Genomic DNA, 24,012 nt, shown 5'->3' with positions numbered 1-24,012 from the left:
AGAACGGCACGCGGTAATACCGCGATCCGGAAACCGTCCTCATGTCCGCCTTTGCCATTTCTCTGGTTCGCCTTCGCCTTGTCGGGGTGCTTGCTGTCACGCAGGTGATCGGCTGGGGTACCACCTTCGACATGCCGGGCGTGATGGCGAGGAAGATGGCGCCCGACGTCGGCCTCAGCATCGACATGACCTTCTTTGGTCTGACTCTGATGATGCTGGTGATCGGCCTCACGGGTCCGATGGTGGGCGAGGCGGTGCGGCGGATGGGCGCGGCGCGCGTGCTGGTCCTGGGTTCGGCGACGTCGACCACTGGCCTGGCGCTGCTCGCCGCCGCCGAGGGACCGATCGGTTATTTCATCGCCTGGACGATGATCGGGGCCGCCGGTTCATTGGCGCTGTCGGTACCGGCCTATGCGGCGGCCGTCGAGCGCGAAGGGGCGGCGGGGCGGCGGACCATCGGCGTGCTGATGATCTTCACCGGTGTTTCCTCGACCATCTTCTGGCCGATCCTCGACGCCATCGACGGCGTGGTCGGGTGGCGCATCACCCTCCTCGCCATGGCCGGTCTGCATCTCTTCGTTTGCCTGCCGCTGCACCTCTTTGCCTTGCCGCCAATCGGTGCGCCTTCGGTTGAGTTGGAGGCGAACCAGCGGCCAGCCATTCTTCTCGGCCCCGACGGCAAGGTGCGCGCCTTTCTCCACATCGGTGTCATCTCGGTCGCTTTTTCTTTCACCACCTTCGGTCTGGCCGCCGCCTATCTCGAACTGCTGCGCGGAGCGGGAGCTTCGGTGGAATACGCCCTGTGGCTCGGGACCATCAGGCCGGTGGTCAGCATCGCAGCCCGCGCGGCCGATCTGGTTCTAGATGGGCGCGCCGGTCCGCTCGCCACCACGGTTGCGGCGGCATTGCTCATGGGGAGTTCCTTTGCGCTGCTTCTTGCCGGTGTCGACGGCGTGTGGCTGTTACCGGCCTTTGTGACCATCTATGCCTTCGGCGCCGGTCTTTCGGCGATGGCACGCGCGGTGCTGCCGCTGGCCTTCTTCCCGCCCGATGAATTTGCCCGGCAATCTGGCCGTCTGGCGCTGCCTCAGAATATCGGCAATGCCGTGGCACCGGTGATCTTCGTTGCTTTCATCCACCAAGCCGGTGTTGCCGCCGCTGCGTTGCTCGGTCTCGCTCTGATGGCGGCGGCGCTTGCCTCGGCAGCGCTTTTGGCTAAGCTCATCCGTCCGTCACTTCCCTCGTCCGCCAGGACCCATATGCCATGATCACCGCCACTCGCATCCTTCCCGCCGGCACCTGGTCCGGTGCCCCGGCCGATACGCTGACCCTTGAGCGCGACGATCGCCACCGCCGCCGCCTCGTCATGCGGTGCATCGGCAAGACCGTGTTCCTGCTCGATCTCAAGGAGGCCGCCGTGATGAAGGACGGCGATGCTCTTGAGCTCGAGGATGGCCGGTTGATCCTCGTGCAGGCGGTGCCCGAGCGTCTGCTTGAGATCACCGCCGCCAGCCCGGCCGACCTCGTCCGTGTCGCCTGGCATCTCGGCAACCGGCATCTGCCGGCCCAGTTCCTCGGGGACCGGCTGCGCATCCGCTACGATCACGTCATCGAGGACATGCTGAAGGGGCTCGGCGCCACGGTAACGCCTGTGCTGGCCGCTTTCGACCCGGAGGGCGGCGCCTATGGTCATGGCGAGGTCCATGGGCACGATCATGATCACGATCATGGGGAGCATGAGCATACCCACGAGCACGGACCGGAACGTCATCACCACGACCATGGCGAGGCCGACGCTCACCATCACCACGAACACGCCCACGGCGATGATTGCGGCTGCGGCCATGATCATTCACACGAGCACGATCATGCCCACGGGCATGGCCATAAGCATGAATGAACTCCCGGTCGGGGCGGTGCTGTCTCGCTTGATGACTTGGTTGTCGCCAGCCTTCCCGGTTGGCGCCTTCACCTACAGCCATGGTCTCGAATGGGCCGTAGAGGACGGCACGGTCACGTCCCCGGCGGCGCTCACTGCCTGGCTGTCCGACATTCTTCGCCATGGCGCCGGCCGTAGCGACGCCATCCTGCTGGCTGCCGCCTTTCGCGCCGCCTCCGAAGATCGGGCGCAAGATCTTTTCGATATCGCCGAGCTTGCCTATGCGCTCCAGCCCTCTAGGGAGCGGCGCCTTGAAAGCGGTGCACAGGGACGTGCTTTTGTAACGGCCATCGCCGATACCTGGGGGGCGCCGATGCTCGTCGAACTCGCACAGCGCCTTTTGCCTCATCCGATCGCCTATCCGGTCGCGCTCGCCGTCGCTGCCGCCGATCACCGTCTGCCGCTTATCGAGACGGTCGAGGCCTATCTCACGGCCTTTGCCGCCAATCTCGTCTCGGCAGCGGTGCGCGCCGTGCCGCTGGGTCAGACCGACGGGCAGCGGGTGATCCGCGATCTTGCTCCCGTCATTTCCGCCGTCGCGGCCGATGCATTGATCGCCTCGCTCGATGATATCGGCGGGGCCTGCCTACGGGCCGACATTGCTTCCATGGCCCACGAAACCCAGTACACGAGGTTGTTCCGCTCATGACCAAGACAGCCAACGGTCCCCTGCGTATCGGTGTCGGTGGTCCGGTGGGGTCCGGCAAGACCGCGCTGATGGATGCGCTCTGCAAGGCCCTGCGCGACCGCTATCAGATCGCCGCCATCACCAACGATATCTATACCCGCGAGGATGCCGAATTCCTGACGCGGTCCGGCGCGTTGCCGCCTGAGCGGATCGCCGGCGTCGAGACCGGCGGTTGCCCCCACACGGCGATCCGCGAGGACGCGTCGATCAACCTGGCCGCCGTTGCCGACATGAACGAAAAATTCCCAGACCTTGATCTCATTCTCATCGAGTCGGGTGGTGACAACTTGGCCGCGACCTTCTCACCGGAGTTGGCCGACCTGACGATCTACGTCATCGACGTCTCGGCCGGCGACAAGATCCCGCGCAAGGGCGGGCCAGGCATCACCCGTTCCGATCTCCTGGTGATCAACAAGATCGATCTGGCTCCCTATGTCGGTGCCTCGCTCGAGGTCATGGATCGAGACGCCAGACTGATGCGCAAGGGACGGCCCTTCGTATTCACGGATGTTCGTCGTGGTCACAATGTTGCGGATGTCGTCCGCTTCATCGAAGAAGAGGGCGGCCTCGTCGGCTAACTTTACCCAGCGAGTTGGGTTTAGTTCTTTTTGGCAATAATTTCGCGCCCTGAACATGTTCTGTAAGTCAAAGTTAACGGCCGCCGCCTAAACGATCATTGTCCCAGTCTGTGGGAGAATACCGCCGAGGCGCGCATGATGTTCAGCATTCACTCCGTATCCGCCAAGATCGCCGCCATCGTTCTGTTGGCGATCGCCGGGCTCGCGACGATCGGTTACCTTGGCTACGCCGATCTCCGTTCGGAGCTACTGGGGCAGAAGAAATTCGAGCTCCAGGACCAGGTCGAGACGGCTCGGTCGATGATCGAGGGTTTTCGCGACCGCGCCGCCAAAGGTGAGATGAGCATCGCTGATGCTCAGGAGGCCGCCAAGGCGGTGCTGAGGCCGGTGCGTTTCGGTCCCGACAAGAATTATTTCTTCATCTACGACCAAAACGGCCAGAACATTCTCCTTCCGGGTAAGCCTGAACTCGAGGGCAAGAGCCTCATCGACATGAAGGACCCCAATGGCAAGATGATCGTGCGCGACCTGCTGGCGATCGCCAAGTCCGGCGGCGGCAATTACGAATACATGTGGGTGAAGCCCGGCGACAAGGAGCCGTCGGTGAAGCTCGCCTACGCCTCCGGTATCGAGGGCTGGAACTGGATGCTCGGCACCGGCTTCCACGTCGCCGACATCGAGGCGTCGCTTTCCGCCAGCACCCGCCGGATTGGCCTCATCACCCTCACCTCGCTCATCATGATCGGTACCCTGTCGTTCGTGGTGGCGCGCGGCATTGCCGGTCCGCTCTCCCGTCTGACCCGTTCGATGGATCGGCTGCAGGGCGGCGATCTCGACGCCGAGATCTCCGGTGCGGCGCGCAAGGATGAAATCGGGCTGATTGGCCGCGCCGTTGCCCGCTTCCGCGATCTGCAGCGCGAACGCATCGCCGCTGAAGCCGATGCCGAGGCAGCGCGCGCCGCGGCCATGGAAAGGGCACGGCGTGATGCGCTGACCGGTCTTGCCGATGGCTTCGACAAATCGTTCCGCGAGACTTCGTCGGGCATCGAAAGCACGGCAACCGGCTTCGAACGCGTCGCCTCGGATTTGCTCGCCGTGTCGGATCACACCCGTCGTCAGGCCGAAGCTTCGGCCGAAGCAGGCCGGCAGGCAAAGGACAATGTGCAGGCCGTGTCGAGCGCTGCCGAAGAGCTCTCGGCTTCAATCTCCGAGATCGTCGCTCAGGTCGACAAGGCTGCAGCCATCTCTAGCGGAGCCGTGCGTGAGACGGCCCGGGCCACCGAAGTGATCCGTGGCCTCGACGAAGCGTCGAGCGAGATCGGCAAGGTGGTGGCGCTGATTCAGGAAATCGCCGACCAGACCAACCTTCTCGCTCTCAATGCCACCATCGAGGCGGCGCGGGCTGGCGAGGCCGGCAAGGGTTTTGCGGTCGTGGCGTCCGAGGTGAAGCAGCTGGCTGCCCAGACCTCCAAGGCGACCGACGAGATTTCCCGCCGCATCGGCGTGATCCAGTCGGCCACCGGCGAGGCCGTGACGGCGACCAGCACGGTCGAGCAGTCGATCGAGCGCGTCAACGAGGTCGCCTCGTCGATCGCCGCGACGCTGGATCAGCAGAACGCCGCCGTATCCGAGATCACCCGGGCCATTTCGTCAACGCTTACCGCCGTGGGTAGTCTTGCGAGCGACATGACCCAGTTGATGGAGAATGCCGAGGCCTCCGACTCCAAGTCGCAGGAAGTGGCGGCGCAGGCCCGTCGAATGCTGGGTGATAGCAAGGCGCTTCAGGCCGAGGTCGACCGGCTGATGCACGAGATGCGCGCCGCCTGACAGCGGTCTCATTTGTAATGGAGTCTTCCGGTGACACCCACCGGAAGACTTTTTTATTGCGTGGACTGTCTTTAAGCCGCTGATTTGATTCAGTAGTGAGGCGGCGGTGGTTCGCGGCCCGGTGTTGCCCGCGCCGCCAGTTCCATTTCCTTGACCTCGTCGAGAAGGTTCGCCACCAGGCGTCTCATGGTCTCGATCTCCTTCCATTGGTCGGTGACGGCGGTATTGAGATCGTCGATCACCTGATCCTGATAGGCGATCTTTTCCTCAAGCGCATCGATCCGCGCTTCCATGGATTGCACAGTCATGTCTCGCCTCGGTCAGTGGGGAAAAGAGCGTGTGGCCGTTGCTTCGCCCAGCGTACGGCCGAAGGTGGTGCCACGGTCCCTGGCGGTCGCCGTCCACATGTAGCGATGCGGTCCGGCCGGTGGGCACGGCCCGAGGTAACGGAAAGCTCCGGCGGGAATGGTGTCATTGCCGGCATAAGGCACCGTACCGCCCCCATGACGGAAGTCTGGCGCGTTGAGATCGGTCATCTCGAAGGCGATCACACGCGTACCGGGGGGCACGTTGGCCAATTGAAATTCCGGACTCGCCACCACAGCGGGTCGGCCGCTGTCGCAGGGCGGGGTATCGCCCCAGGCGAAGGAGAGTTCGAAGGCGGCGGCAGGCAGGGTGAAGCCCACCAGCACGGCGGCAGTGGCAAGGCATCTCAGCATGGCGATCCTCTCGAACATGCGCGGGATTTTGTCACCGGAGGTCTCCGGAGGCAAGCGAGCGAACCGATCCGCATTGCTTCGGCCTTGCGGGCGGTGCGACTGGCAGAGTAGGCAGAAAGTCTATTCCCCGCCGATCTCCGCCGCGCCTTGCAGCCGTCGGCATTTCCTCGGCCAGCGTTGGTTGCCGCCCGTGATCGCCATTGCTCTCGACGTTCTGCCGATCTTTCTGCTGATCCTGATCGGCTATCTCCTCGTCCGCTTCAGGGTGATGAAGGCGGAGGTCGGTGACGGGCTTTCCGATTTCGTCTTCACCATTGCCATGCCGACGCTGCTGTTCAAGACCGTGGCGGTGGCGCATGTCCAGGGAAGTTCGCCCTGGACGATCTGGGTGGCCTATTTTTCGGGGGTCGCCGTCACCTGGACGGCTGGCCATTTGGCGATAACCCGCCTGTTCGGACGTGACGCACGCATCGGCGTACTGGCAGGCGTCAGCTCCGCCTTTGCCAACAACCTATTCATAGGCTTGCCGCTCGTCCAGCGCATCGTCGGCGATGATGGCGTCGTGGCGCTGTCCATTCTGCTCTGCGCCCATCTGCCGGTGATGATGATCGCCGGTACCGTATTGATGGAGCAGGCCGAACGGCAGACTGGCGGTCGTTCGGCCCAATCGATTACTGCCGTGCTCCAGCAGGTTGGCTGCAATCTCGTGCGCAATCCGCTGGTGGTCGGTCTGGTGCTCGGCTCGCTGTGGCGCACGACCGGCCTGCCGCTCACCGGCGTCGTTGGCACGGTGGTGAACGATATCGGCGATATCGCCGGTTCGGCGGCGCTGATCTCGCTCGGCATGGCGCTGATGAAATACGGCATCTCCGATGGCATCAGGCCGGCGCTCGTCACCTCGCTGTTCAAGCTGTTCCTTCTGCCGGCCTCCGTTTACGCGGCGAGCCGCCTGCTCGGCCTCGACGCGACCTGGACGGCGGCGCTGGTGCTGACCTCGTCGGTGCCGACCGGCATCAATGCCTGGCTGATCGCCAACCGCTTCGGCGTTGGTCACGGCCTTGCTTCGTCATCGATCACCATCACCACGGCTGTCGGTGTGGTGACGACGACTTTCTGGGCTTGGCTGTTGGGTTGAGAATTCGCCGAAACCCAGTCTGGCTTGATTCAGCTTTTCCTTTGCGCGTCCGCGATGTGTGCCGTATGACGGGCGCCGGTATTTTCGAGGCGTTGTCCCATGTCCGATACTTCTCTCGTCCCCGTCCCTCGTAGTGGCATTCTCGATATCGACCTCTACGTTCCCGGTGGATCGAAGGCGGCGCCGGGCAAAAAGCTCTACAAACTCTCTTCCAACGAGACGCCGCTGGGGCCGAGCCCCAAGGCGCTGGAAGCCTATGGGCAGGTGGCAGGCAAACTCGAACTCTATCCGGATGGATCGTCGACCGAACTGCGGCAGGCCATTGCCGAAACCCACGGCCTCAACATCGACCGCGTCATCTGCGGCAACGGTTCGGACGAACTCCTGCACCTCTTGGCCGAGTGCTATCTGTCGCCGGATGATGAGGCGATCTATTCCGAGCACGGTTTCCTCGTCTATCGCATCTCCATCCTGGCTGCCGGCGCGACGCCGGTTGTCGCCAAGGAGACCGCCTATACCACCGACGTCGACGCGATCCTTGCTGCGGTGACGCCGCGGACGCGCATGGTGTTCCTTGCCAACCCCAACAATCCCACCGGCACCTACATCCCGATGGCCGAGGTGCGGCGGCTGCACGCCGGTCTGCCCGGCAACGTTCTGTTGGTGCTCGATGCCGCCTATGCCGAATACGTCCGCCGCAACGATTACGAGAGCGGCGTCGAGCTGGTCGCCTCGGCCGACAACGTGGTAATGACGCGCACCTTCTCGAAGATCCATGGCCTCGCCGCGCTGCGCATCGGCTGGCTTTACGGCCCCAAGGCCGTCGTCGATGTGCTGGAGCGGGTGCGTGGGCCGTTCAACCTCAATGCGGCGGCCATCTCCGCCGGTGCCGCCGCCATGCGCGACCGCGCCTTCGTCGAGGCGGCGGTCGAGCACAATTTGCGTTGGAGCGCCTGGCTGACGGCCGAACTCGGCAAGCTCGGCCTGACGGTGACGCCGTCGGTTGCCAACTTCCTGCTGGTGCATTTCCCGGAGACGGGCAAGACGGCCGACGCCGCCGACAAGGCCCTGCTCGCCGAGGGCGTGGTGGTACGCAAGGTGGGCGGCTATGGCCTGCCCAATGCGCTCCGCATGACCGTGGGTTCGGAAGAGGCCTGCCGCCGGCTCGTCGAGGTACTGACGGTTTTCATGAAGGGGGCGGCATGACCGACACACTTTTTCCCCGCCTCGCCATCATCGGTATCGGCTTGATCGGCTCGTCTATCGCCCGGGCGGCCCGCCTCAATGGCCTCGTCGACAAGATCGCCATTTCCGATCTGTCGCCGGTCATCCTGAAGCGGGCCGAGGAACTTTCGCTCGGTGACAGTTATCACGCCGCTGCCGGCGATGCGGTAGCGGACGCCGATCTGGTGATCGCTTGTGTGCCGGTGGGTGCTGCCGAGGCGGTGGCTGAGGCCATTGCGCCGCGCCTCAAGCCCGGCGCTATCGTCTCCGACGTCGGTTCGGTGAAGGGCTCCGTCGTCCGCCAGATGAAGCCGCATCTGCCGGACAACGTTCACTTCATCCCGGCTCACCCGGTGGCCGGCACCGAGTATTCCGGTCCCGACGCCGGCTTTGCCGAGCTGTTCGTCAACAGGTGGTCGATCGTCTGCCCGGACGAAGGCACCGATCCCAAGGCGCTCGACCGGCTCGTCGCCTTCTGGGCCGGCATGGGCGCCAACGTCGAGTGCATGAGCGCCGAGCGGCATGATCTGGTCCTGGCCATCACCAGCCATCTGCCGCACTTGATTGCCTACAACATCGTCGGCACCGCCGCCGATCTTGAGAAAGTCACCGAATCCGAGGTGATGAAATTCTCTGCTGGTGGTTTCCGCGACTTCACCCGTATCGCCGCATCCGATCCCACCATGTGGCGCGACGTGTTCCTGCACAACAAGGACGCCGTGCTGGAGGTGCTGGGGCGCTTCCAGGAAGATCTGTTTGCGTTGCAGCGGCAGATCCGCTGGGGTGAGGGCGACCGGCTCTATGATCTGTTCAGCCGGACGCGCGCCATCCGCCGTGGCATTCTGACGCTCGGTCAGGACGAGCCGGGGGCCGATTTTGGCCGGTCCCACAAGGCGCCACCGAAGCCCCCATCAGAATAGCGGCGCGATCCGGGCAATCTCCCGCCCATTGGCCGAGACGACGCCGTCCGCGACCTTGAGGCCGATGGAGCGGCCGCCGTCATCGGCAGCCGTGCCCATGAAAACGAAGCCCATGACGAGGCCGGCGACTTCTGGTGTCAGGCTGCGGCCGCCGGCCGCTGCGGCAATCGCCAGCGCGTTGAGATCGCGGCCCGTTACTTTCCCCTCGGCTTCCACCAGACCGGTTTCCGATACCGTGCCTTCGCCGGTGAGCGTCAGCGTGGCGCCGCCGAGTTCAGCGGCGAGCCGATGCAAGGCGAGCTTGCCGCCCGCCGCCTTCCAGCCGGCGAGCGCCGCGGGGCCAGCCGTCGCCATGTCGGCCTCGGCAAGGGTGGCGGCCAGCGTCAAGCGAACGGGAACGGGTGTCAGCGTCGTATTGCCGACGGCGACACCGAGGCCATCAATGGTGGCGGCGATGTCGGCATCATCGGGCCGTTCAGCGACGCGCGACAGCAGGAGGTCGCCGCGCCCGATGGTCAACTTGCCTTCGGTGCCGCCGGCGAGCGGTCCGGTCGCCGCGAGATCGCTGGTCTTCAAGGCGAGCCGGTTGGCCCGGTTGTTGGAAAAACCGATGCTGGCGGCGAGTTCGTTGGCGACGAGGTCAAACCGTCGACCGTCGGGCGTGGTGTAGGTGATGGGCGCAGCGAAGCGGAAATCGAGTTGCCGGGGATTAAAAACCGATCCCTCGCCATGCGCCTTTGCGCTCGTCAATTTCCCGCCGTCGGGAAGAGCGACAGCGAGGCCATCGCCGCAAGTGATGGTCAGCTGAAAAGGCCAGCCACCGATCGCCTCGTTGGGACACTCGACGGTGGTGCCGTTTGTCGCCGAAAGGTCGGCGATCGACTTGTGAACGGTATTGCCCAGCCACCAGCGGGCACCGAACCATACGCCGGTCCATAGAATGGCAATCACGACGATCGTCCAGAGGCCCCACCGTATCGTCCGATTCATGACGCTTCCCCGCGAGACACGCGTCCCCGTGGACGCACCGTTCACCTTCCTTCCACTAGAGTAATATGGCGAAAGATGGAATCGTCTTCGCCGGACGTTGCATTCGCCTGATGGGATGTTACGCATTTGGATAGGTCGGAACGGAGCTGAAGGATGGACGCGAGCATCTGGGTGTTCGGCTACGGCTCGCTGATGTGGAACCCCGGCTTCCCATATCTGAGGGCGGAACAGGCACGGATGCATGGCGTCCGACGTGCGCTGTGTGTCCGTTCGACGCATTATCGCGGCACGCCGGACAATCCCGGCCTGGTGTTCGGCCTCGATCGCGGCGGCTCCTGTCATGGCGTCGCCTTCGAGGTGGCCGAAGCGGATCGCGAGGCGGTGATCGCCTATCTCAGGGCGCGCGAGCAGATCTCCATGGTCTACCACGAGGTCGTCCGGCCGGCACGGCTGCAGAGCGGCGAGACGATTGGCGCTCTGGTCTACGTCGCCAATCAGACCCATGAACAATATGCCGGCGGTCTCGAGTTCGAGGAGATGCTCGACATCATCCGCCGGAGCGCCGGCGCGATGGGGCCGAACGTCGACTACGTCATGGCGACGCTGAAGCGATTGCAGGATATGGGCATCCGCGACCAAGCGCTTGAACGAGTGGTCGCGGCGCTCACGGAACCGGGCCCGATCCTGCCGGACTGAACTGGATCCGCGCGGCGGTCAGGCGTCCGCTCGGGCGGATGCTACGGATGCCGTGAGTTCGGCGACACGGGCGCGCGCTGTGGCCGGCAGGTCGTCGCCGCGGGCCGCCGCCTCGATCAGCAACCGATCACAGGCCGCCTCGATGCCGCTTTCGAGCTTCTGAAACATCTCGCGCGGTTTGAGGCCGGCCGGGATCGGCTCCAGGAATTCTACGACGATGGTGCCGCGCCGATGGAAGCGCGCCTTGCGCGGCCAGACTGTGCCGGCATTGTGGGCCACCGGCACCACGGGCACGTCGAGCGATTTGTAGATCTGGGCGATGCCTTGCTTGTAATCAGGCTTCGCGCCGGCTTCGGCGCGCGTGCCCTCCGGAAAGATGATCACCTGGCGGCCGGCGGCGACGGCGGCGCGCGTGCCCTCGATCACCTTTCTGAGGGCGGCGGTGGGGCTGCCGCGATTGATGGCGATGTTGCCGGCGAGCTTCAACCACCAGCCGAACACCGGAATCCACGTCAGTTCCCGTTTCAGGATGAAGGCAGGATCGGCGAGCAACGGCACCAAAGCCAGTGTTTCAAAGGTCGACTGATGCTTGGATGCCAGAATGAACCCGCCCGGCGGGATGCGCTCGAGGTGACGATATTCATGGCGCGTGCCGGTGATCAGGCTGTGCAGGCGGATCAGCGTCCACGTCCAGGATTTGACGACGATCATCACGCCCCGGTGGCCGCCGAGCGCGAAGGGGGCGCCGAGAACGGCCATAACGGCGGTCACCGAGAAGAAGGCGAAGCTGTAGAGATAGGAACGGATCAGCATGGATCGTCTTCCGGGATGAGCGGGCTCTCGTTTTACGGTTCGATAGGCCGAAAAGTCTCGCAACTTTTCAAGGCTGGCGGGTCAGCCGAAAGTCCCACCGATGACTTCGGCGAGACCGTCGACGCCGCCGAGCGACAGACGGAGGCGTGTTGCCGTATACTTCAGGTATTCCTGCAGGAGAAGCAGGATCATGCCTCGGTCCTCCGACCAATGGCCGAGTGTCAGGCCTGGCCGCATCACCGGATAGGGGATGAGGCGAATGTCCGGCATGGCATGCGACAGCTCCAGCATGGAGCGCGGCATGTGGTAGGCGGACGTGACGACGATCAGCGACAGGAAGCCGTTGCGCCGGGCCCACTTGGCCGTTTCGAGAGCGTTGCCGATGGTGTTGGCGGCGCGCCGGTCGAGATCGACGCAGCAGGCCATCATGTCCGGTTCCGCCTCGACCATCCGACCTAACCGAGATGCCGAGGTTTCAGGGTGAACGCCGGAGATCAGAAGGCGGCGTGCTTTGCCGGCGGTCATCAGCTCGATGGCGCCGGTGATGCGCTCGGCACCGCCGGTGAGCACGACGATGCCGTCGGCGGCCAACGGCGATGGCGTCTGATAATTGACGATGGTGTCGACGAAATGGAAGAAGCCGCCAAAGAAGAAGCCGCTGCCGATCAGTACGGCGGCGGCAATGATGACGCCTATGGATCGACGGGCGCGGGTGCGCTCGCCGAGGGCTTGCTGGGGGCCGCCGGCTGTCTCTCTCGTAGGAGCGGACGATTCCATCATGGCGTCATTCTAGGAAATCGGCCGACAATTGACAAATCCGGACGATCCTCCCTTCGGCTCGTTAATCGAGGGCCGATAGCGACCTTCGTACGGCAAGGCGCGAGGTCAGCGCCGTCAACAGCGCAACCGCCACGACGAGCGCCAGCACCAGGCCGTAGGCGGTTCCCGGCAGCTCGAAGCGGCCGAACAAGGCTTCAAGCTGGTCGGCGCCGGGTCGGCCGGCCGAACCGCCGATCGCCCAGGCAGCGATGGCCATGGCCAGAAGCGCCAGAGCGCCGCCGATCGCACCGCCTTCGACGCCGAACAGCAGGAAGCGGCGCTGGAACTGGCCGGCGATGAAACGGTCTTCGGCGCCGCAGAAATGCAGCACCTCGATGACGTCGCGATTTCCCGCCATGGCGGCGCGCGTGGCGAACACGACGGAGAGAACCAGCGCGACGAGCATCAGCGTCATCAGGCCGATGCCGGCGAATACCATGGAAGACGCCATGGCCGACAGTCTGTCGACCCACAGCGCGTGATCGTCGACGCTGCCGCCTCTCACCTCCTTACCGACCGCGTCGGCGAGCGCCTTGACGTCGAAAGCGGAAGCATTGTCGATCGAAACGATGACGAGGCGAGGCACCGGCAGGGCGGAAAGATCGGTCCCCGGTCCCAGCCAAGGCTCCAGGAGCCGCTGCGTCTCGGCATCGCTGAGGCCGCGGGCGCCGCCGACGCCGGGGAACTCCTGGGCCAACGCCACCGCCTTGTCGACTTCGCCATTGATGGCGACGCCATCAAGCGGCCTGACCTCGATGGTCACTTCCCGGCCGATGTCGGATGCCCAGGCGTCGGCGGCCCGGTCGATCACCGAGACGACGGCGATGGTGAAGCCGGCCAGAAAGGTCATGATGGCGATGACCAGCACCAGCGTGCGGCCGGCGATGGCCTGCGGCGGTACGATCGGCGAGGCGTTGGCCGCGTTGGCTCTCGGCCTGGCTTTTCGGGCAGTGACGGCCCTGATGTGCTTGGTGACCGCCGTCTTCATTCGTAGATCTCGAGGTGACCGCCTTCAATGACCATGCGTCGCGCGTCGAGCTGGTCCATCAGGCCGATGTCATGGGTGGCGATGAGCACGGCTGTACCGAGGCGATTGAGTTCCAGGAAAAGGCGCAACAGTCGACGGGCGAGCGGTGGATCGACATTGCCCGTCGGCTCGTCGGCCAGCAGGAACTCCGGCTTGGTGATCAGGGCGCGAGCAATGGCCGCGCGCTGCTTCTCGCCGCCTGACAGAACCGGCGGATAAACGTGCTTGCGGTCGCCGAGCCCGACCCAGTCGAGGAGGTCGGCGACGTCGGCGCGATAGCTTGCCTCGTCCTTGCCAAGCACACGGTAGGGCAGCGCCACATTCTCGTAGGTGGTGAGATGGTCGAGCAGGCGGAAGTCCTGGAAGACGACGCCGATGCGGCGGCGCAATGCCGGCATGTCGGCGCGCCTCAGCAGGGCTGTGTCCTTGCCGAAGATGGAAATCAGGCCACGCGTCGGTTTGAGATTGAGAAACAGCAGCCGGATGAGCGTTGTCTTGCCGGCGCCGGAGGGGCCGGTCAGGAATTGGAAGGAGTGAGGGGCGATCGAAAATGTAAGATCGCTCAGTACCTCCCGCCCCGTTCCGTAGCGGAGGCCGACATTTTCAAACCTGATCATCTGTCTTTTCCGCCTCAGTCGCCGGCAGGCCTCCGGCCCTTGGCTTTCGCTCCGCTTGACGTCCATCGGGGCGACGTTCGCCACGATAAACCTGCTTTGCGGCTTCTTGTCGTTGTCTCGGACCTCATAATTGATGTTGCAGTCCTTGTCCTTAACGTTTCATTAAGCATGTTGCCGCCATCCCTTGGAAAAGCCGCTATGGCGGTGCGGGAGATGCGTCGCCCACCTCTTTCGCCGAGGCCCGGCTGGCGGCCAATCGGGGGCCGAAGATGAGAATTGTCTGCCCCGCCTGTGAGACGGGGTATCAGGTTGCCGACGGCACGCTCGGCGTCACCGGTCGCAAGGTGCGTTGCGCCCGCTGCGGTACCGTTTGGCATGCCACGCCGAACGATTATCCCGACGCGCCAATGGCGACGCCCCCTGTTGCAAGAGCGATTTCCGACGGGCCCGAGCCTACTGAAGACGAATGGCGCGATGCCATTGCCGGCGATGGCCCGAAGAGCGATTTCGATGCCGAGGCATCCTCTGTGGCTGAGGATGGTCCAAACGACCAGTCGGCTATCGACGATCTGTTTGCGTCCGGTCCGAACGACGACGATGTTCCGGATGACACGGCATCCGAGCCCACGGCGAGTGGCAACGATCAGTCGGCCATCGACGACCTGTTCGCAACAGGCCCGGCTAAGGAAGAGACAGGGAAGATTGAGGCCGCTACCGAAGAGGTACCATCTCCGGTCGCAGCCGATATCTCCCCCACCATCGATGCGCCGCCGGCCGGCTTTGACAGCGGCCGACGCAAGAAACGCGGCAAGGCGGCCCGGCGGGGTTCGTCCACCATCGTCATGCTCGACCGGCACTTGTCGACGCCGGTAGCCTCGGTTTTGCTGATTGGCTTTCTGGTGCTGTTCTGCGTGGTCGCGGTGACCGGGCGCGAAAAGATCGTCGCCATCTTCCCCGATTTTGCCGGCATCTACGAACTGATTGGCCTCAAGGTAAACCTGCGCGGCCTCGATTTTCAGAATGTCACCGCCCATCAGGAGATGGATGGATCGACGCCGGTGCTGGTGGTGGATGGCGACATCCTCAATCTCGATAGCGAATCCAAAAGCTTGCCGGCCGTCCGCGTGACGCTGAAATCGTCGACCGGCCGGGATGTCTACGCCTGGAACTACACCTTGCCGCAGCTCAACATCGATCAGATGGGCAGGGTTCATTTCAAGACGCGGCTGCTCGCGCCACCAGAAGCGTCGGTGACCGTGGAAGTCCGGTTTACAGACCAGCGTCAGCCGTAATATAGCTCCGCCCGAAAGCGCCGGGGCTTTGCGACGGTTCCGGATGCGCGCCTTTTGCCGGTCCAGTGGATCGGGGCTCATCGACCGTCGCGACCTCAGGAGACCGGGATGACGGGCAGAACCATCGACGTATTGTTTTCGGAACAAGTGATCGCCGCGCGCATCGACGAGATGGCCAAGCAGATCGCCGCCAATCGGCCCGAAGATCTGATGGTGATCGCCATCCTCAAGGGCAGCTTCATGTTCGCCGCCGATCTTCTGCGTGCGCTGCACCGCGAGGGCCTTGAGCCGCAGGTGGAGTTCATGATGCTGTCGAGCTACGGCACGGGCACCACGTCGTCCGGCATCGTCAAGATCATCCGCGACATCGATACCGATGTTGCCGGCCGCTCAGTGCTGATCATCGACGATATCCTGGAGTCGGGCCGGACGCTGGCCTTCGCGCGCCGCCTTACCGAGGACCGTGGGGCCAAGGAGGTCAAGGTGGCGGTGTTGCTCGACAAGCCGGGCAAGCGCAAGGCGGAGATCGAGGCCGATATCGTCGGCTTCTCCTGCGCCGATGTGTTCGTGGTCGGCTATGGCATGGACGCCGCGCACGCCTACCGCCAGTTGCCTTTCGTCGGTGTCGTCACCGGTTAGGTGCATTGATCTGGCACCAGCGGCTTAGTTGTGTAACAATCATATCGAATTTGCTTCGAATCCAACGGAGTGCCCGGGGGTAGCCATGGCGCGCATTCTGCTGACTGAGGACGACGAGTCGGTCCGGACCTTCGTGAAGAGAGCCCTGGAACTCGACGGTCATGAGATCATCGAGGCGGAAGACGGCGGCATCGCGCTGGAAATTCTCCTTGAGCGACAAGGTAGTTTCGATCTGCTGTTATCGGACATCATGATGCCGGTGATGGATGGCATCGCGTTGGCTTTGGCGGCGGCGCGTGATTTTCCCGCTCTTCCCATTCTGCTGATGACCGGCTTTGCCGATCAGCGCGAGCGTGCTTTCGGCCTCGACACTCTGGTCAGCGACGTCATTTCCAAGCCGTTCACGCTCGCCGAGATTCGCGCCGCCGTGGACCAAGCGCTGGTAAGCCGTTCCCCTTTTGAGAAAATCGCCTGAAGGCCGAGCCGCCTAGCTCATGCAGCCGGTTCGCCGACGCTCGGCGCCAAGGGACATTGATCCCTTGGCTCGCATTCGTTCGTGCTCACTCCCGGTTCTGGCCAGGCACCCACAGCACATCACGACCACCGAGGTCATTCGCCCACCGGCTTGCCACGAACAGGAAGTCGGACAGACGATTGAGGTAGTGCACCGCCTCCGGGTTCACCTGTTCGCCCGCCGTTCGGGCCAGCGTCACCGTGGCCCGCTCGGCCCGCCGGCAAATGGTGCGTGCCATATGCAGGTGGGCGGCGGCGGCGCTGCCGCCGGGCAAGACGAAGGTCGTGAGCGGCGCAAGACCACGGTTCAGGTAGTCGATTTCCTTTTCCAGTCGCTCGACCTGGACGGCCAGGATACGCAACGGCTCGAAGGCCGGCGGCTCGACGGTGGCCGGTGTCGCCAGATCGGCTCCGAGATCGAACAGATCGTTCTGGATGGCGCCCAGCATCAGGTCGAGGTCGGGATATTCGGTGATATGCAGGCGAGCCATGCCAATCGCCGCATTGGTTTCGTCGACACCGCCGATCGCTTCGAACCGCGGGTCGTCTTTCGGCCGGCGCTCGCCGGTGGAAAGACCGCTCGAACCGTCGTCACCGGTGCGGGTATAGATGCGATTGAGCCGAACCATGCTACCTCCTGGCAAGCCACCCTCCGCATATTCGCGTAGATGGCAGGGGCGCTCAATCCGTCATTGGGTGGCGATCGTCAAGCGCGCGGTCAGTGAGCCTCACCGGGAAGATCGACGCCGAGCGCTTCGGCAATCGTCCTGAGCCCAAGGACAAGCCCCATGCGGTCGATGCCGTGACCAAGGCCGGGTGAGAGGTGCAGCGACACCGGCAGTCCGGCGGCGGTGAGGGCAGCGGCCGCGACTCGGCTGCTTTCGACCGGCAGTACCTGATCGGCTGTCCCGTGGACGAGCAGTACCTTCGGTTTCGCGGAGATCTCAGCAAGATGCTCGGCTCCCGCCAGATAGCCCGAGTAACCAACGATCAGCGCCGGCGCCACCTTGCGCCTCAAACCGACATGCAGCGCCATCATGGTGCCCTGGCTGAAGCCGACCAGCACGAGGCGATCGGCTGAAACGCCCCAGCGCTCCAGCTCGGCGTCCAGAAAGCGATCGAGGGCCGGCCCGGTGGCAACGACACCCGCCCAGCGCTCGGTGTCGTTGCGCATGGTCAACGGAAACCACTGGCGACCGCCTGGTGCCATGGGGCAGGCTTCCGGCGCATGCGGCGAAGCGAAGGCGACATTCGGCAGGAAGGGCGCCCAGCTTTCGGCGATGTCGTAAAGGTCCTCGCCGTTGGCGCCATAGCCGTGGAGTAGAACCACCAGGGCGTCGGCCTTGCCGCTTTCAGGGTCGAGGCGTGGACCGTCGATGTCAGCCATGGAGAACTCCTTCCGGGATCGGTTCAGACCGGGAGGACGTTCCTGCCCTGTCGCATCTCCTTGTAATAGGCCCAAAGCAATTTGGCCGCAACGCCACGCCAGGGCGACCAAAGCTCTGATATCGCCCGCAATTCCTTTTCGCTGGGGCGCTTTTCCAGCGACAGTGCTTCGGCTGCCGCCGCTTGCAGGGCAAGGTCGCCGGCCGGCAGTACGTCAGCATGGCGGGCACAGAACAGCAGGAAGATTTCCGCCGTCCAGCGGCCGATGCCATGGATCGCCGTCAGCTTTTCGGTCGCTGTCTCCGCCGGCTCGGCGGCGAGACCTTCGAGATCAAGGCCGCCGGCGGCGGCCTCCGCCAGGGCGTTGAGCGTCTTGATCTTGCCGCCCGACAGACCGGCGGCGCGCAATGCTTCCTCGGTCTGACGCAGATAATTCTCGGCCGTGGCTTCGCCAAGGAGCGTTTCGAACCGGCCCCAGATGGCGTCGGCGCTGGCGACGGACAGTTGCTGCCCCATGACGATGCGGGCGATGCCCTCAAAGCCGGGCGGGCGATAGCGGATGCCGACGGAGCCAGCCATCGCCATGACCGGCACAAGGCGGGGGTCGACACGCTGCAGGTAATCGAGGCCCTCGATCATGTCGGCATCGGTCAGGATGAGGCGCATCGCGGGGTCCTCCTTGGGAGCGAGACTTCAACACTGCGAACGTATACTGTCCAGTCTGCCAGAAGCCGGCAGCAGAGCCGGACAGGTTGCCAACTCTGTTGAGACATGACCGTTCCCGTCTTTCGTTTCGCGCCGTCGCCAAACGGTCCTTTGCATCTGGGCCACGCGCTGTCGGCACTGCTCAATGCCGATATGGCCGCCGCAACGGGTGGGCGCATGCTGGTTCGCATCGAAGATGTCGACGGTACCCGCGCACGGCCGGAATACGAGCGCGCCATTCTCGACGACCTCAACTGGCTTGGGGTCACTTATGAAAAGCCAGTCCGCCGGCAATCCGAGCACGCGGGCGACTATGCCGCCGCCCTTCAGCGTCTAACAGCCCTGGGGCTCGTCTACCGTTCCTTCCTGAGCCGGACGGAGATCGCCGCCACCATCGTCGCCGAGGAAGCCCGGAGCGGCCGGCCGTGGCCGCGCGATCCCGACGGAGCGCCGCTCTATCCCTCTGTCGACCGCGACCGGCCACCGGAGGAAGCCGAAGCCTTTGCCCGGGCTGGCCAACCCCATGCGTTGCGGCTCGACATGATGAAGGCGATCCGTCTCACCGGCCCACTGTCCTGGCAGGAATTCGGTGACCGTCTTGATGGGCGGGCCGAGACAGTTGTCGCCGATCCCGCTGCTTGGGGGGATGTCGTGCTGGCCGGCAAGTTCTCTCCGGCCGCCTATCATCTCGCCGTCGTTGTCGATGACGCACTGCAGGGCGTGACCGATGTGGTGCGCGGCCGCGATCTTTATTTTGCCACTGCCGTGCATCGCTTGCTGCAGACGCTGCTTGGATTGCCGGCGCCGCGCTATCACCATCACCGGCTGATCGTTGATGTCGAAGGGCGCAAGCTGTCGAAATCCCGGGGATCGGAAGGCTTGGCGGCGTTGCGGGCGGCAGGGGCCGCCGCGGCCGATATCCGGCGCATGGTCGGGCTTGGCCCGATGGGTGCCTCTACGCAGTAACACGTCTCGTTCACGCGTCTGAACAAGCTCAGTCTGGCCCGAGCAAAGTGCCGGGGGGAGGATTCCGTGGCAAAAGCGACTGTTGCCATCCTGGGCGGAGCCGGCAATACCGGCCGTCGCCTTGCTCGTCTGCTTGCACGAAATGGCAGCTATGATCTTCGCCTGATGGGCCGGAGCAAGGCCTCGGTGGACGACGCGGCAGCTCGAATCGCGGCAGAGACCGGCGCCACGCTGATTGGCATTAGCGTCGACAGCTCGGATCGCGAAGGTCTCTTGAAAGCATTGTCGGGTACCGATCTTGTTGTCTCCGCCACCTCGGCGACACGCAATGCTCCAACGGTGGCGGATGTGGCGCTGCAGATAGGAATCGATTATTTCGACATCCATCTGTCTTCGTCCATGAAGTGGCGGGCGCTCAGAACCCTTGAACCAGACATCCTGCGGCGCGGCCTGCAATTCGTCAGTGATGGCGGATTCCACCCTGGCCTGCCAGCGGTGATGGTTCGCAAGCTTTCGGCATCCGTCGATCTCACTCACGCACCGGTCTATGCCTGCTTCAACGTCGATTGGTCGCGCCTAAGCTTTGGCTCCGGTGCGGCCGATGATTTCGTAGACGAGCTAAGGGATATGAATCCAAGCGCTTTTCGCGACGGACAATGGGTTCGGTCCTGGCGCAACTATCGCGACTTTGATTTTGGCGCGCCCCAGGGGCGGCAGCAAACCATCGCCATGGGAATCGAGGAACTCCGGTTGCTGCCGGACCGCTTCCCGCACTTGCGTACCACTGGTTTCTACATCGCCGGCTTCGGACCGATCATTGACCATATCGTGCTGCCGGCTACCCTGCTGGCGGCGATGTTGCCGCCGTTACGTCATCTTGCAGCCACCGCGTTCCTGGCCGCGTTGAAACGTTGGACACGACACGAGGAATGGACAGTGCTGGTCTGCGATGGTCGGGGAAGCCGCGATGGTTTGCCCGCTACCGCGCGGCTTCGGATCAGCCACGGTGATCCTTATGAGTTGACCGCCATCGCAGCGGCCGCTTGCGTCCTGGAAATGACCCATGGCGTGCGCCGTCCATGTCTTTTGCCACAAGCTGTTTTTGTGAATCCCGAGGTTTTTCTCGGCAACCTCAGAGGTATGGGGGTGGACGTTGAGGAGAGTATTGCGCCGGCCTGATTTCCTCGGGGTCTTTTGATCGGCGCTCCCGGAAGGCGGGCAGAAGGGCGGTCTTGTGCGGCTTGCCGCGCTGGGCGAATAATCGCCTGCCGGTTGGCCGTTTGCGAGACCGGTCCGAGGCTTCGGAGCGTCTTCATGCGTGTGCTGGTTTCCGCCCTTGTCCTCCTCGTCTCCGTCGGCACTTTTTCGGTCCATGCTGCCGATGGAGTGCCGGCCTATACCGACCTGCTCGCCGATTGCAGTGTCTCACGCGACGCTGCGTGCGCCGGTCAGCAGAAGGCGCTGGCGCCGCAGTGGCCGAAGGCGCTGGCAGGCGACCTGCCGTCTCTGCGGAATTTTGCTTTTTGTCTCGCTGACGGTTGCTATGGTGCCTTCAGGCTCGATCCGGTGAGAGCCTGCGCCCTGCGGATCGTCGTCGCGGCGATCGGTGACAGGCCGCTTCCTGCCGAGGATCGCACCAATTTCGAGCGGGATTGCGGGCCGCTCGGCCCCGACGACCAGCAGGCCGCCAAAGTCTCGGCCCGCGATCTGGTCCGGGCCATCCGGCAGGGTGCGCCTTGAACGGCTCTTCCGTCGCGTCCCAGCGGCCGAGCCGCCGATTTTCTTGACATTTGGCCGCCCCGTTCCGATAGCTAACCACCTTCATGGCAACCGGCATGGCGCCTGCTGCCCGGAAGCTGCCGGATGTTCAAGAGACGATGTTGGACGCGACCCTTACCGAAACCGATGCGCAGGCCAGCCTGCGCCGCAGCGAGGCCGACAATCCTTCGAGCCTCGTCATGCGCTTCGGCACGGATGCGCCGCTCACCCTGGACGCCGGTCCGGCGATCGGTCCCTGGCAGATCGCCTACCAGACCTATGGCGAACTCAACGCCGAGCGCTCCAACGCCATTCTGATCTGCCACGCACTGACCGGCGACCAGCATGTCGCCAGCACCAATCCGGTCACCGGCAAGCCGGGCTGGTGGACGCTGATGGTCGGCCCCGGCAAACCGATCGACACCGATCGTTTCTTCGTCATCTGTTCCAACGTGCTGGGTGGCTGCCTCGGCACCACCGGGCCGGCCAGCACCAATCCGGAAACCGGAAAGCCCTATGGGCTCGATCTGCCGGTGGTCACCATCGCCGACATGGTTCGGGCGCAGGCCATGCTGGTGACGGCACTCGGCATCGACCAGCTGTTCGCCGTGGTCGGCGGTTCGATGGGCGGCATGCAGGCGCTGCAATGGGCGGCGAGCTATCCCGAGCGCGTCTTTTCGACGGTGGCGATCGCCACCAGCTATCGCCATTCCTCACAGAACATCGCGTTTCATGAAGTAGGGCGGCAGGCGGTGATGGCCGATCCCGATTGGTGCGGCGGTCGTTATCTCGAGGCGGGGCGCAACCCGAAGAAGGGCCTCGCCGTGGCACGGATGGCGGCCCACATCACCTATATGTCCGACCAGTCGCTGCATCAGAAATTCGGCCGCAACCTGCAGGATCGCGACGCGGTGGCGTTCGGTTTCGATGCGGATTTCCAGATCGAGAGCTATCTCCGACATCAGGGCATGACTTTCGTTGATCGCTTCGACGCCAATTCCTATCTCTACGTCACCCGTGCCACCGACTATTTCGACCTCGCCGCCGACCATGGCGGCGTGCTGGCCAACGTATTCAAGGGAACCAAGACGCGCTTCTGCGTGCTGTCGTTCACGTCCGACTGGCTGTATCCGACCTCGGAGAGCCGGGCGGTGGTGCATGCGCTCAACGCGGCGGGCGCGCCGGTCAGCTTCGTGGAAATCGACAGTGACCGTGGTCACGACAGTTTCCTTCTGGATATTCCGGAACAGTTCCGCATCGTGCGTGGCTTCCTGACTGGCGCGGCGCGGGCGCGCGGCATTGCCGGGCCGGCGGCGGAGGATATTCGATGACCGACCTCGCCGACCTTTCCTCCGACGTCCGCATCGACCTCAAGCTGATCGCCAACCTGATCGAGCCCGGCTCGCGCGTCCTCGACATCGGCTGTGGCGACGGCGCGCTGCTGGAACTCCTGGAACGGACGCGCGGCGTCGACGCGCGCGGTATCGAAATCAGCCAGGAAGGTGTCAACGCCGCTGTCGGGCGTGGCCTTTCGGTGATCCAGGGCGATGCCGACAGCGATCTCGTGCAGTATCCGGATCAGTCCTTTGACTACGTGGTGCTGAGCCATACCATCCAGGCGACGCGCAACGCCCGTCAGGTGCTCGACGAGATGCTGCGCATCGGCCGCCGCGTCGTGGTGTCATTGCCGAACTTCGGCCATCTCGACGTACGCTTCCGCCTGATGTTCCTCGGCCGCATGCCGGTGAGCAAGCGTCTGCCATACTCCTGGTACGACACGCCCAACATCCACTTCTGCACCATTCGCGACTTCGTCGAGTTGGCAAAGGACGTCGGCGCGCATGTCGATCAGGCAATCGTCCTCGACGCCTCCGGCAAACGGCTGCCATTCAGCCTGCCGTGGATCGTCTGGAATGTCCTGGGTGCGCAGGCGGTGTTCCTGCTGTCGCGTGGCGGCCGGTAAGGCCTTCAGGTGTTGGGACCCGTGCGGTGCGGGCTCGGCAGGCCGGCCGGCGAGGGCAGCAGCACCGGGCGGATCGCCGGCGAGCGGACGCGGCGGATCACCGGTACGCCCTGATGAAGATGCTTGGCCGCTTCCACCAGGATGACGCCGGCAAAAGCCGGCCAGAGGCGTGCGCCGATTGCCTCCCAGCGGGCGCTGGCATGCATGAAATGGCGGCGCGGTACCGGCATCACGTAGAGCGCTTCATCCCAGGCAGTGGGCGAAAAGGACGTCTCACGCAAGAGCTTGGTGATCTGGCCGCGGGAAAACGGCCGGCCATAGCCGAAGGGCGAGGTGTCGACGCGCGCCCAGAGGCCGCGCCGGTTGGGCACCACGGCCAGCACCCGGCCGCCCGGTGACAACACCCGCCAGGCCTCCTTCAGAAGCTCGGCCGGATCGTTGGCCATTTCAAGCGCGTGGACAATCAGCAGCCGGTCGATGGAGGCGTCCGGTAGCGGCAGCATGTCGTCGCAGACCAGTGCCGAGGCGGACGGGCCGCCGGCCGGCCAGTTGACCGCACCCTGCGCCGCCGGCATCAGCGCCAGCGTCCGATCAGCCTCGTCTCGGAAAGGCGCGAGATAGGGCGTTGCGAAGCCGAGACCGGCCAGCCGGTCACCGGTAACGCTCGGCCAGATCTTCCTGAAATGGTCGGTGAGGATCGGCCGGATGACGCGGCCAAGATCGCTCGAATAGAAGTCTCTGAGGTCGACCACGTCGAGAAACATGCTGAGCTCCAGGGCGCCCTTGCCCTTTCCGCCA

28 protein-coding genes are annotated in these 24,012 nt (G+C 64.2%); 17 read left to right on the top strand and 11 right to left on the bottom strand.

Annotated features, from left to right (window positions below):
* Positions 1-41 precede the first annotated feature (41 nt).
* The 5 genes from G522_RS0108915 (at position 42) to G522_RS26200 (ending at position 5,032) form a co-directional block, all read left to right on the top strand.
* Positions 42-1,268, top strand: coding sequence for an MFS transporter (locus G522_RS0108915; RefSeq protein ID WP_026790742.1), 1,227 nt, complete (start codon positions 42-44; stop codon positions 1,266-1,268).
* The gene (locus G522_RS0108910; protein ID WP_026790741.1) at positions 1,265-1,900 is read left to right on the top strand and encodes an urease accessory protein UreE; all 636 of its coding nucleotides are present in this window, start codon (positions 1,265-1,267) and stop codon (positions 1,898-1,900) included. Before G522_RS0108915 ends, G522_RS0108910 begins: the two co-directional genes overlap by 4 nt.
* Positions 1,893-2,588, top strand: coding sequence for an urease accessory protein UreF (locus tag G522_RS0108905; protein ID WP_036838613.1), 696 nt, complete (start codon positions 1,893-1,895; stop codon positions 2,586-2,588). The genes G522_RS0108910 and G522_RS0108905 overlap by 8 nt, the downstream gene beginning before the upstream one ends.
* Positions 2,585-3,205: an urease accessory protein UreG gene (gene ureG, locus G522_RS0108900; RefSeq protein ID WP_026790739.1), complete on the top strand. Its 621-nt coding sequence runs from the start codon at positions 2,585-2,587 to the stop codon at positions 3,203-3,205. Before G522_RS0108905 ends, ureG begins: the two co-directional genes overlap by 4 nt.
* A 135-nt stretch (positions 3,206-3,340) precedes the next feature.
* The gene (locus G522_RS26200) at positions 3,341-5,032 is read left to right on the top strand and encodes a methyl-accepting chemotaxis protein (protein ID WP_051228465.1); all 1,692 of its coding nucleotides are present in this window, start codon (positions 3,341-3,343) and stop codon (positions 5,030-5,032) included.
* A gap of 89 nt (positions 5,033-5,121) precedes the next feature.
* Here G522_RS26200 and G522_RS0108890 read toward each other — a convergent pair whose 3' ends face one another.
* Both G522_RS0108890 and G522_RS29510 read right to left on the bottom strand, forming a co-directional pair.
* The gene (locus tag G522_RS0108890) at positions 5,122-5,340 is read right to left on the bottom strand and encodes a SlyX family protein (protein WP_026790738.1); all 219 of its coding nucleotides are present in this window, start codon (positions 5,338-5,340) and stop codon (positions 5,122-5,124) included.
* 12 nt (positions 5,341-5,352) lie between these two features.
* Positions 5,353-5,769 carry a YbhB/YbcL family Raf kinase inhibitor-like protein gene (locus G522_RS29510; RefSeq protein WP_245586625.1) on the bottom strand — a complete coding sequence of 139 codons (417 nt, stop codon included), beginning with the start codon at positions 5,767-5,769 and terminating at the stop codon, positions 5,353-5,355.
* A 172-nt stretch (positions 5,770-5,941) separates the two neighbouring features.
* Here G522_RS29510 and G522_RS0108880 point away from each other — a divergent pair, with 172 nt between their 5' ends.
* The 3 genes from G522_RS0108880 (at position 5,942) to G522_RS0108870 (ending at position 9,030) form a co-directional block, all read left to right on the top strand.
* Positions 5,942-6,886: an AEC family transporter gene (locus tag G522_RS0108880; protein WP_026790736.1), complete on the top strand. Its 945-nt coding sequence runs from the start codon at positions 5,942-5,944 to the stop codon at positions 6,884-6,886.
* 99 nt (positions 6,887-6,985) lie between these two features.
* Entirely contained in the window at positions 6,986-8,092 is a 1,107-nt protein-coding gene (gene hisC / locus G522_RS0108875) for a histidinol-phosphate transaminase (RefSeq protein WP_026790735.1), read from the top strand.
* Positions 8,089-9,030, top strand: coding sequence for a prephenate/arogenate dehydrogenase family protein (locus tag G522_RS0108870; RefSeq protein ID WP_026790734.1), 942 nt, complete (start codon positions 8,089-8,091; stop codon positions 9,028-9,030). The genes hisC and G522_RS0108870 overlap by 4 nt, the downstream gene beginning before the upstream one ends.
* On the opposite strand, the gene G522_RS29505 is transcribed toward G522_RS0108870, so the two are convergent.
* Positions 9,022-10,020 carry a DUF2125 domain-containing protein gene (locus G522_RS29505; protein WP_026790733.1) on the bottom strand — a complete coding sequence of 333 codons (999 nt, stop codon included), beginning with the start codon at positions 10,018-10,020 and terminating at the stop codon, positions 9,022-9,024. The two genes, G522_RS0108870 and G522_RS29505, sit on opposite strands and share 9 nt — an antisense overlap.
* A gap of 153 nt (positions 10,021-10,173) precedes the next feature.
* Between G522_RS29505 and G522_RS30005 the strand changes: the two genes are divergently transcribed.
* Complete coding sequence (locus G522_RS30005; RefSeq protein ID WP_026790732.1) at positions 10,174-10,716, top strand: gamma-glutamylcyclotransferase; 543 nt, start codon at positions 10,174-10,176, stop codon at positions 10,714-10,716.
* A gap of 18 nt (positions 10,717-10,734) precedes the next feature.
* On the opposite strand, the gene G522_RS0108855 is transcribed toward G522_RS30005, so the two are convergent.
* From G522_RS0108855 to ftsE, 4 genes are all read right to left on the bottom strand, one after another.
* Positions 10,735-11,529: a lysophospholipid acyltransferase family protein gene (locus G522_RS0108855; protein ID WP_026790731.1), complete on the bottom strand. Its 795-nt coding sequence runs from the start codon at positions 11,527-11,529 to the stop codon at positions 10,735-10,737.
* 81 nt (positions 11,530-11,610) lie between these two features.
* Positions 11,611-12,309, bottom strand: coding sequence for a YdcF family protein (locus G522_RS26195; protein WP_051228464.1), 699 nt, complete (start codon positions 12,307-12,309; stop codon positions 11,611-11,613).
* Between the two features lie 61 nt (positions 12,310-12,370).
* Positions 12,371-13,336, bottom strand: a complete 966-nt coding sequence (locus tag G522_RS0108845) for a cell division protein FtsX (RefSeq protein WP_051228463.1) — start codon at positions 13,334-13,336, stop codon at positions 12,371-12,373.
* On the bottom strand, positions 13,333-13,992 hold the full coding sequence (ftsE, locus tag G522_RS0108840) for a cell division ATP-binding protein FtsE (RefSeq protein WP_026790729.1): 660 nt from the start codon (positions 13,990-13,992) through the stop codon (positions 13,333-13,335). Before ftsE ends, G522_RS0108845 begins: the two co-directional genes overlap by 4 nt.
* A gap of 269 nt (positions 13,993-14,261) precedes the next feature.
* Between ftsE and G522_RS0108835 the strand changes: the two genes are divergently transcribed.
* The 3 genes from G522_RS0108835 (at position 14,262) to G522_RS0108825 (ending at position 16,398) form a co-directional block, all read left to right on the top strand.
* Positions 14,262-15,284: a zinc-ribbon domain-containing protein gene (locus G522_RS0108835; protein ID WP_026790728.1), complete on the top strand. Its 1,023-nt coding sequence runs from the start codon at positions 14,262-14,264 to the stop codon at positions 15,282-15,284.
* 108 nt (positions 15,285-15,392) lie between these two features.
* The gene (gene hpt / locus G522_RS0108830) at positions 15,393-15,923 is read left to right on the top strand and encodes a hypoxanthine phosphoribosyltransferase (RefSeq protein ID WP_026790727.1); all 531 of its coding nucleotides are present in this window, start codon (positions 15,393-15,395) and stop codon (positions 15,921-15,923) included.
* An 85-nt stretch (positions 15,924-16,008) separates the two neighbouring features.
* On the top strand, positions 16,009-16,398 hold the full coding sequence (locus G522_RS0108825; protein WP_026790726.1) for a response regulator: 390 nt from the start codon (positions 16,009-16,011) through the stop codon (positions 16,396-16,398).
* Between the two features lie 85 nt (positions 16,399-16,483).
* On the opposite strand, the gene G522_RS0108820 is transcribed toward G522_RS0108825, so the two are convergent.
* The 3 genes from G522_RS0108820 to G522_RS0108810 form a co-directional block, all read right to left on the bottom strand.
* Positions 16,484-17,065, bottom strand: a complete 582-nt coding sequence (locus tag G522_RS0108820) for a cob(I)yrinic acid a,c-diamide adenosyltransferase (protein ID WP_026790725.1) — start codon at positions 17,063-17,065, stop codon at positions 16,484-16,486.
* A gap of 89 nt (positions 17,066-17,154) precedes the next feature.
* On the bottom strand, positions 17,155-17,823 hold the full coding sequence (locus G522_RS0108815) for an alpha/beta hydrolase (protein WP_026790724.1): 669 nt from the start codon (positions 17,821-17,823) through the stop codon (positions 17,155-17,157).
* A gap of 23 nt (positions 17,824-17,846) precedes the next feature.
* Positions 17,847-18,488, bottom strand: coding sequence for a DNA-3-methyladenine glycosylase family protein (locus G522_RS0108810; protein ID WP_026790723.1), 642 nt, complete (start codon positions 18,486-18,488; stop codon positions 17,847-17,849).
* Positions 18,489-18,593: 105 nt separating this feature from the next.
* On the opposite strand from G522_RS0108810, the gene gluQRS reads away from it, so the two are divergent.
* From gluQRS to metW, 5 genes are all read left to right on the top strand, one after another.
* Positions 18,594-19,493 carry a tRNA glutamyl-Q(34) synthetase GluQRS gene (gene gluQRS / locus G522_RS0108805; RefSeq protein ID WP_026790722.1) on the top strand — a complete coding sequence of 300 codons (900 nt, stop codon included), beginning with the start codon at positions 18,594-18,596 and terminating at the stop codon, positions 19,491-19,493.
* 66 nt (positions 19,494-19,559) lie between these two features.
* Positions 19,560-20,672, top strand: coding sequence for a saccharopine dehydrogenase NADP-binding domain-containing protein (locus G522_RS0108800; RefSeq protein WP_026790721.1), 1,113 nt, complete (start codon positions 19,560-19,562; stop codon positions 20,670-20,672).
* Between the two features lie 135 nt (positions 20,673-20,807).
* The gene (locus G522_RS28930; protein ID WP_051228462.1) at positions 20,808-21,233 is read left to right on the top strand and encodes a hypothetical protein; all 426 of its coding nucleotides are present in this window, start codon (positions 20,808-20,810) and stop codon (positions 21,231-21,233) included.
* Positions 21,234-21,370: 137 nt separating this feature from the next.
* Positions 21,371-22,582, top strand: a complete 1,212-nt coding sequence (gene metX / locus G522_RS0108790) for a homoserine O-acetyltransferase MetX (protein WP_051228488.1) — start codon at positions 21,371-21,373, stop codon at positions 22,580-22,582.
* A complete protein-coding gene (metW, locus tag G522_RS0108785) occupies positions 22,579-23,214 on the top strand; it encodes a methionine biosynthesis protein MetW (RefSeq protein ID WP_026790719.1) in 636 nt (211 codons plus the stop codon). The genes metX and metW overlap by 4 nt, the downstream gene beginning before the upstream one ends.
* A gap of 5 nt (positions 23,215-23,219) precedes the next feature.
* Here metW and G522_RS0108780 read toward each other — a convergent pair whose 3' ends face one another.
* Positions 23,220-23,978: a class I SAM-dependent methyltransferase gene (locus G522_RS0108780; protein WP_026790718.1), complete on the bottom strand. Its 759-nt coding sequence runs from the start codon at positions 23,976-23,978 to the stop codon at positions 23,220-23,222.
* Between the last annotated feature and the right edge of the window lie 34 nt (positions 23,979-24,012).

Origin of the sequence: Pleomorphomonas oryzae DSM 16300 (genome assembly GCF_000422965.1) — a bacterium.
In the GTDB taxonomy this organism is placed as follows: Bacteria; Pseudomonadota; Alphaproteobacteria; order Rhizobiales; family Pleomorphomonadaceae; genus Pleomorphomonas; species Pleomorphomonas oryzae.
Note: the sequence above shows the minus strand (reverse complement) of the source record. Positions and strands in the feature narration are given on the sequence as shown.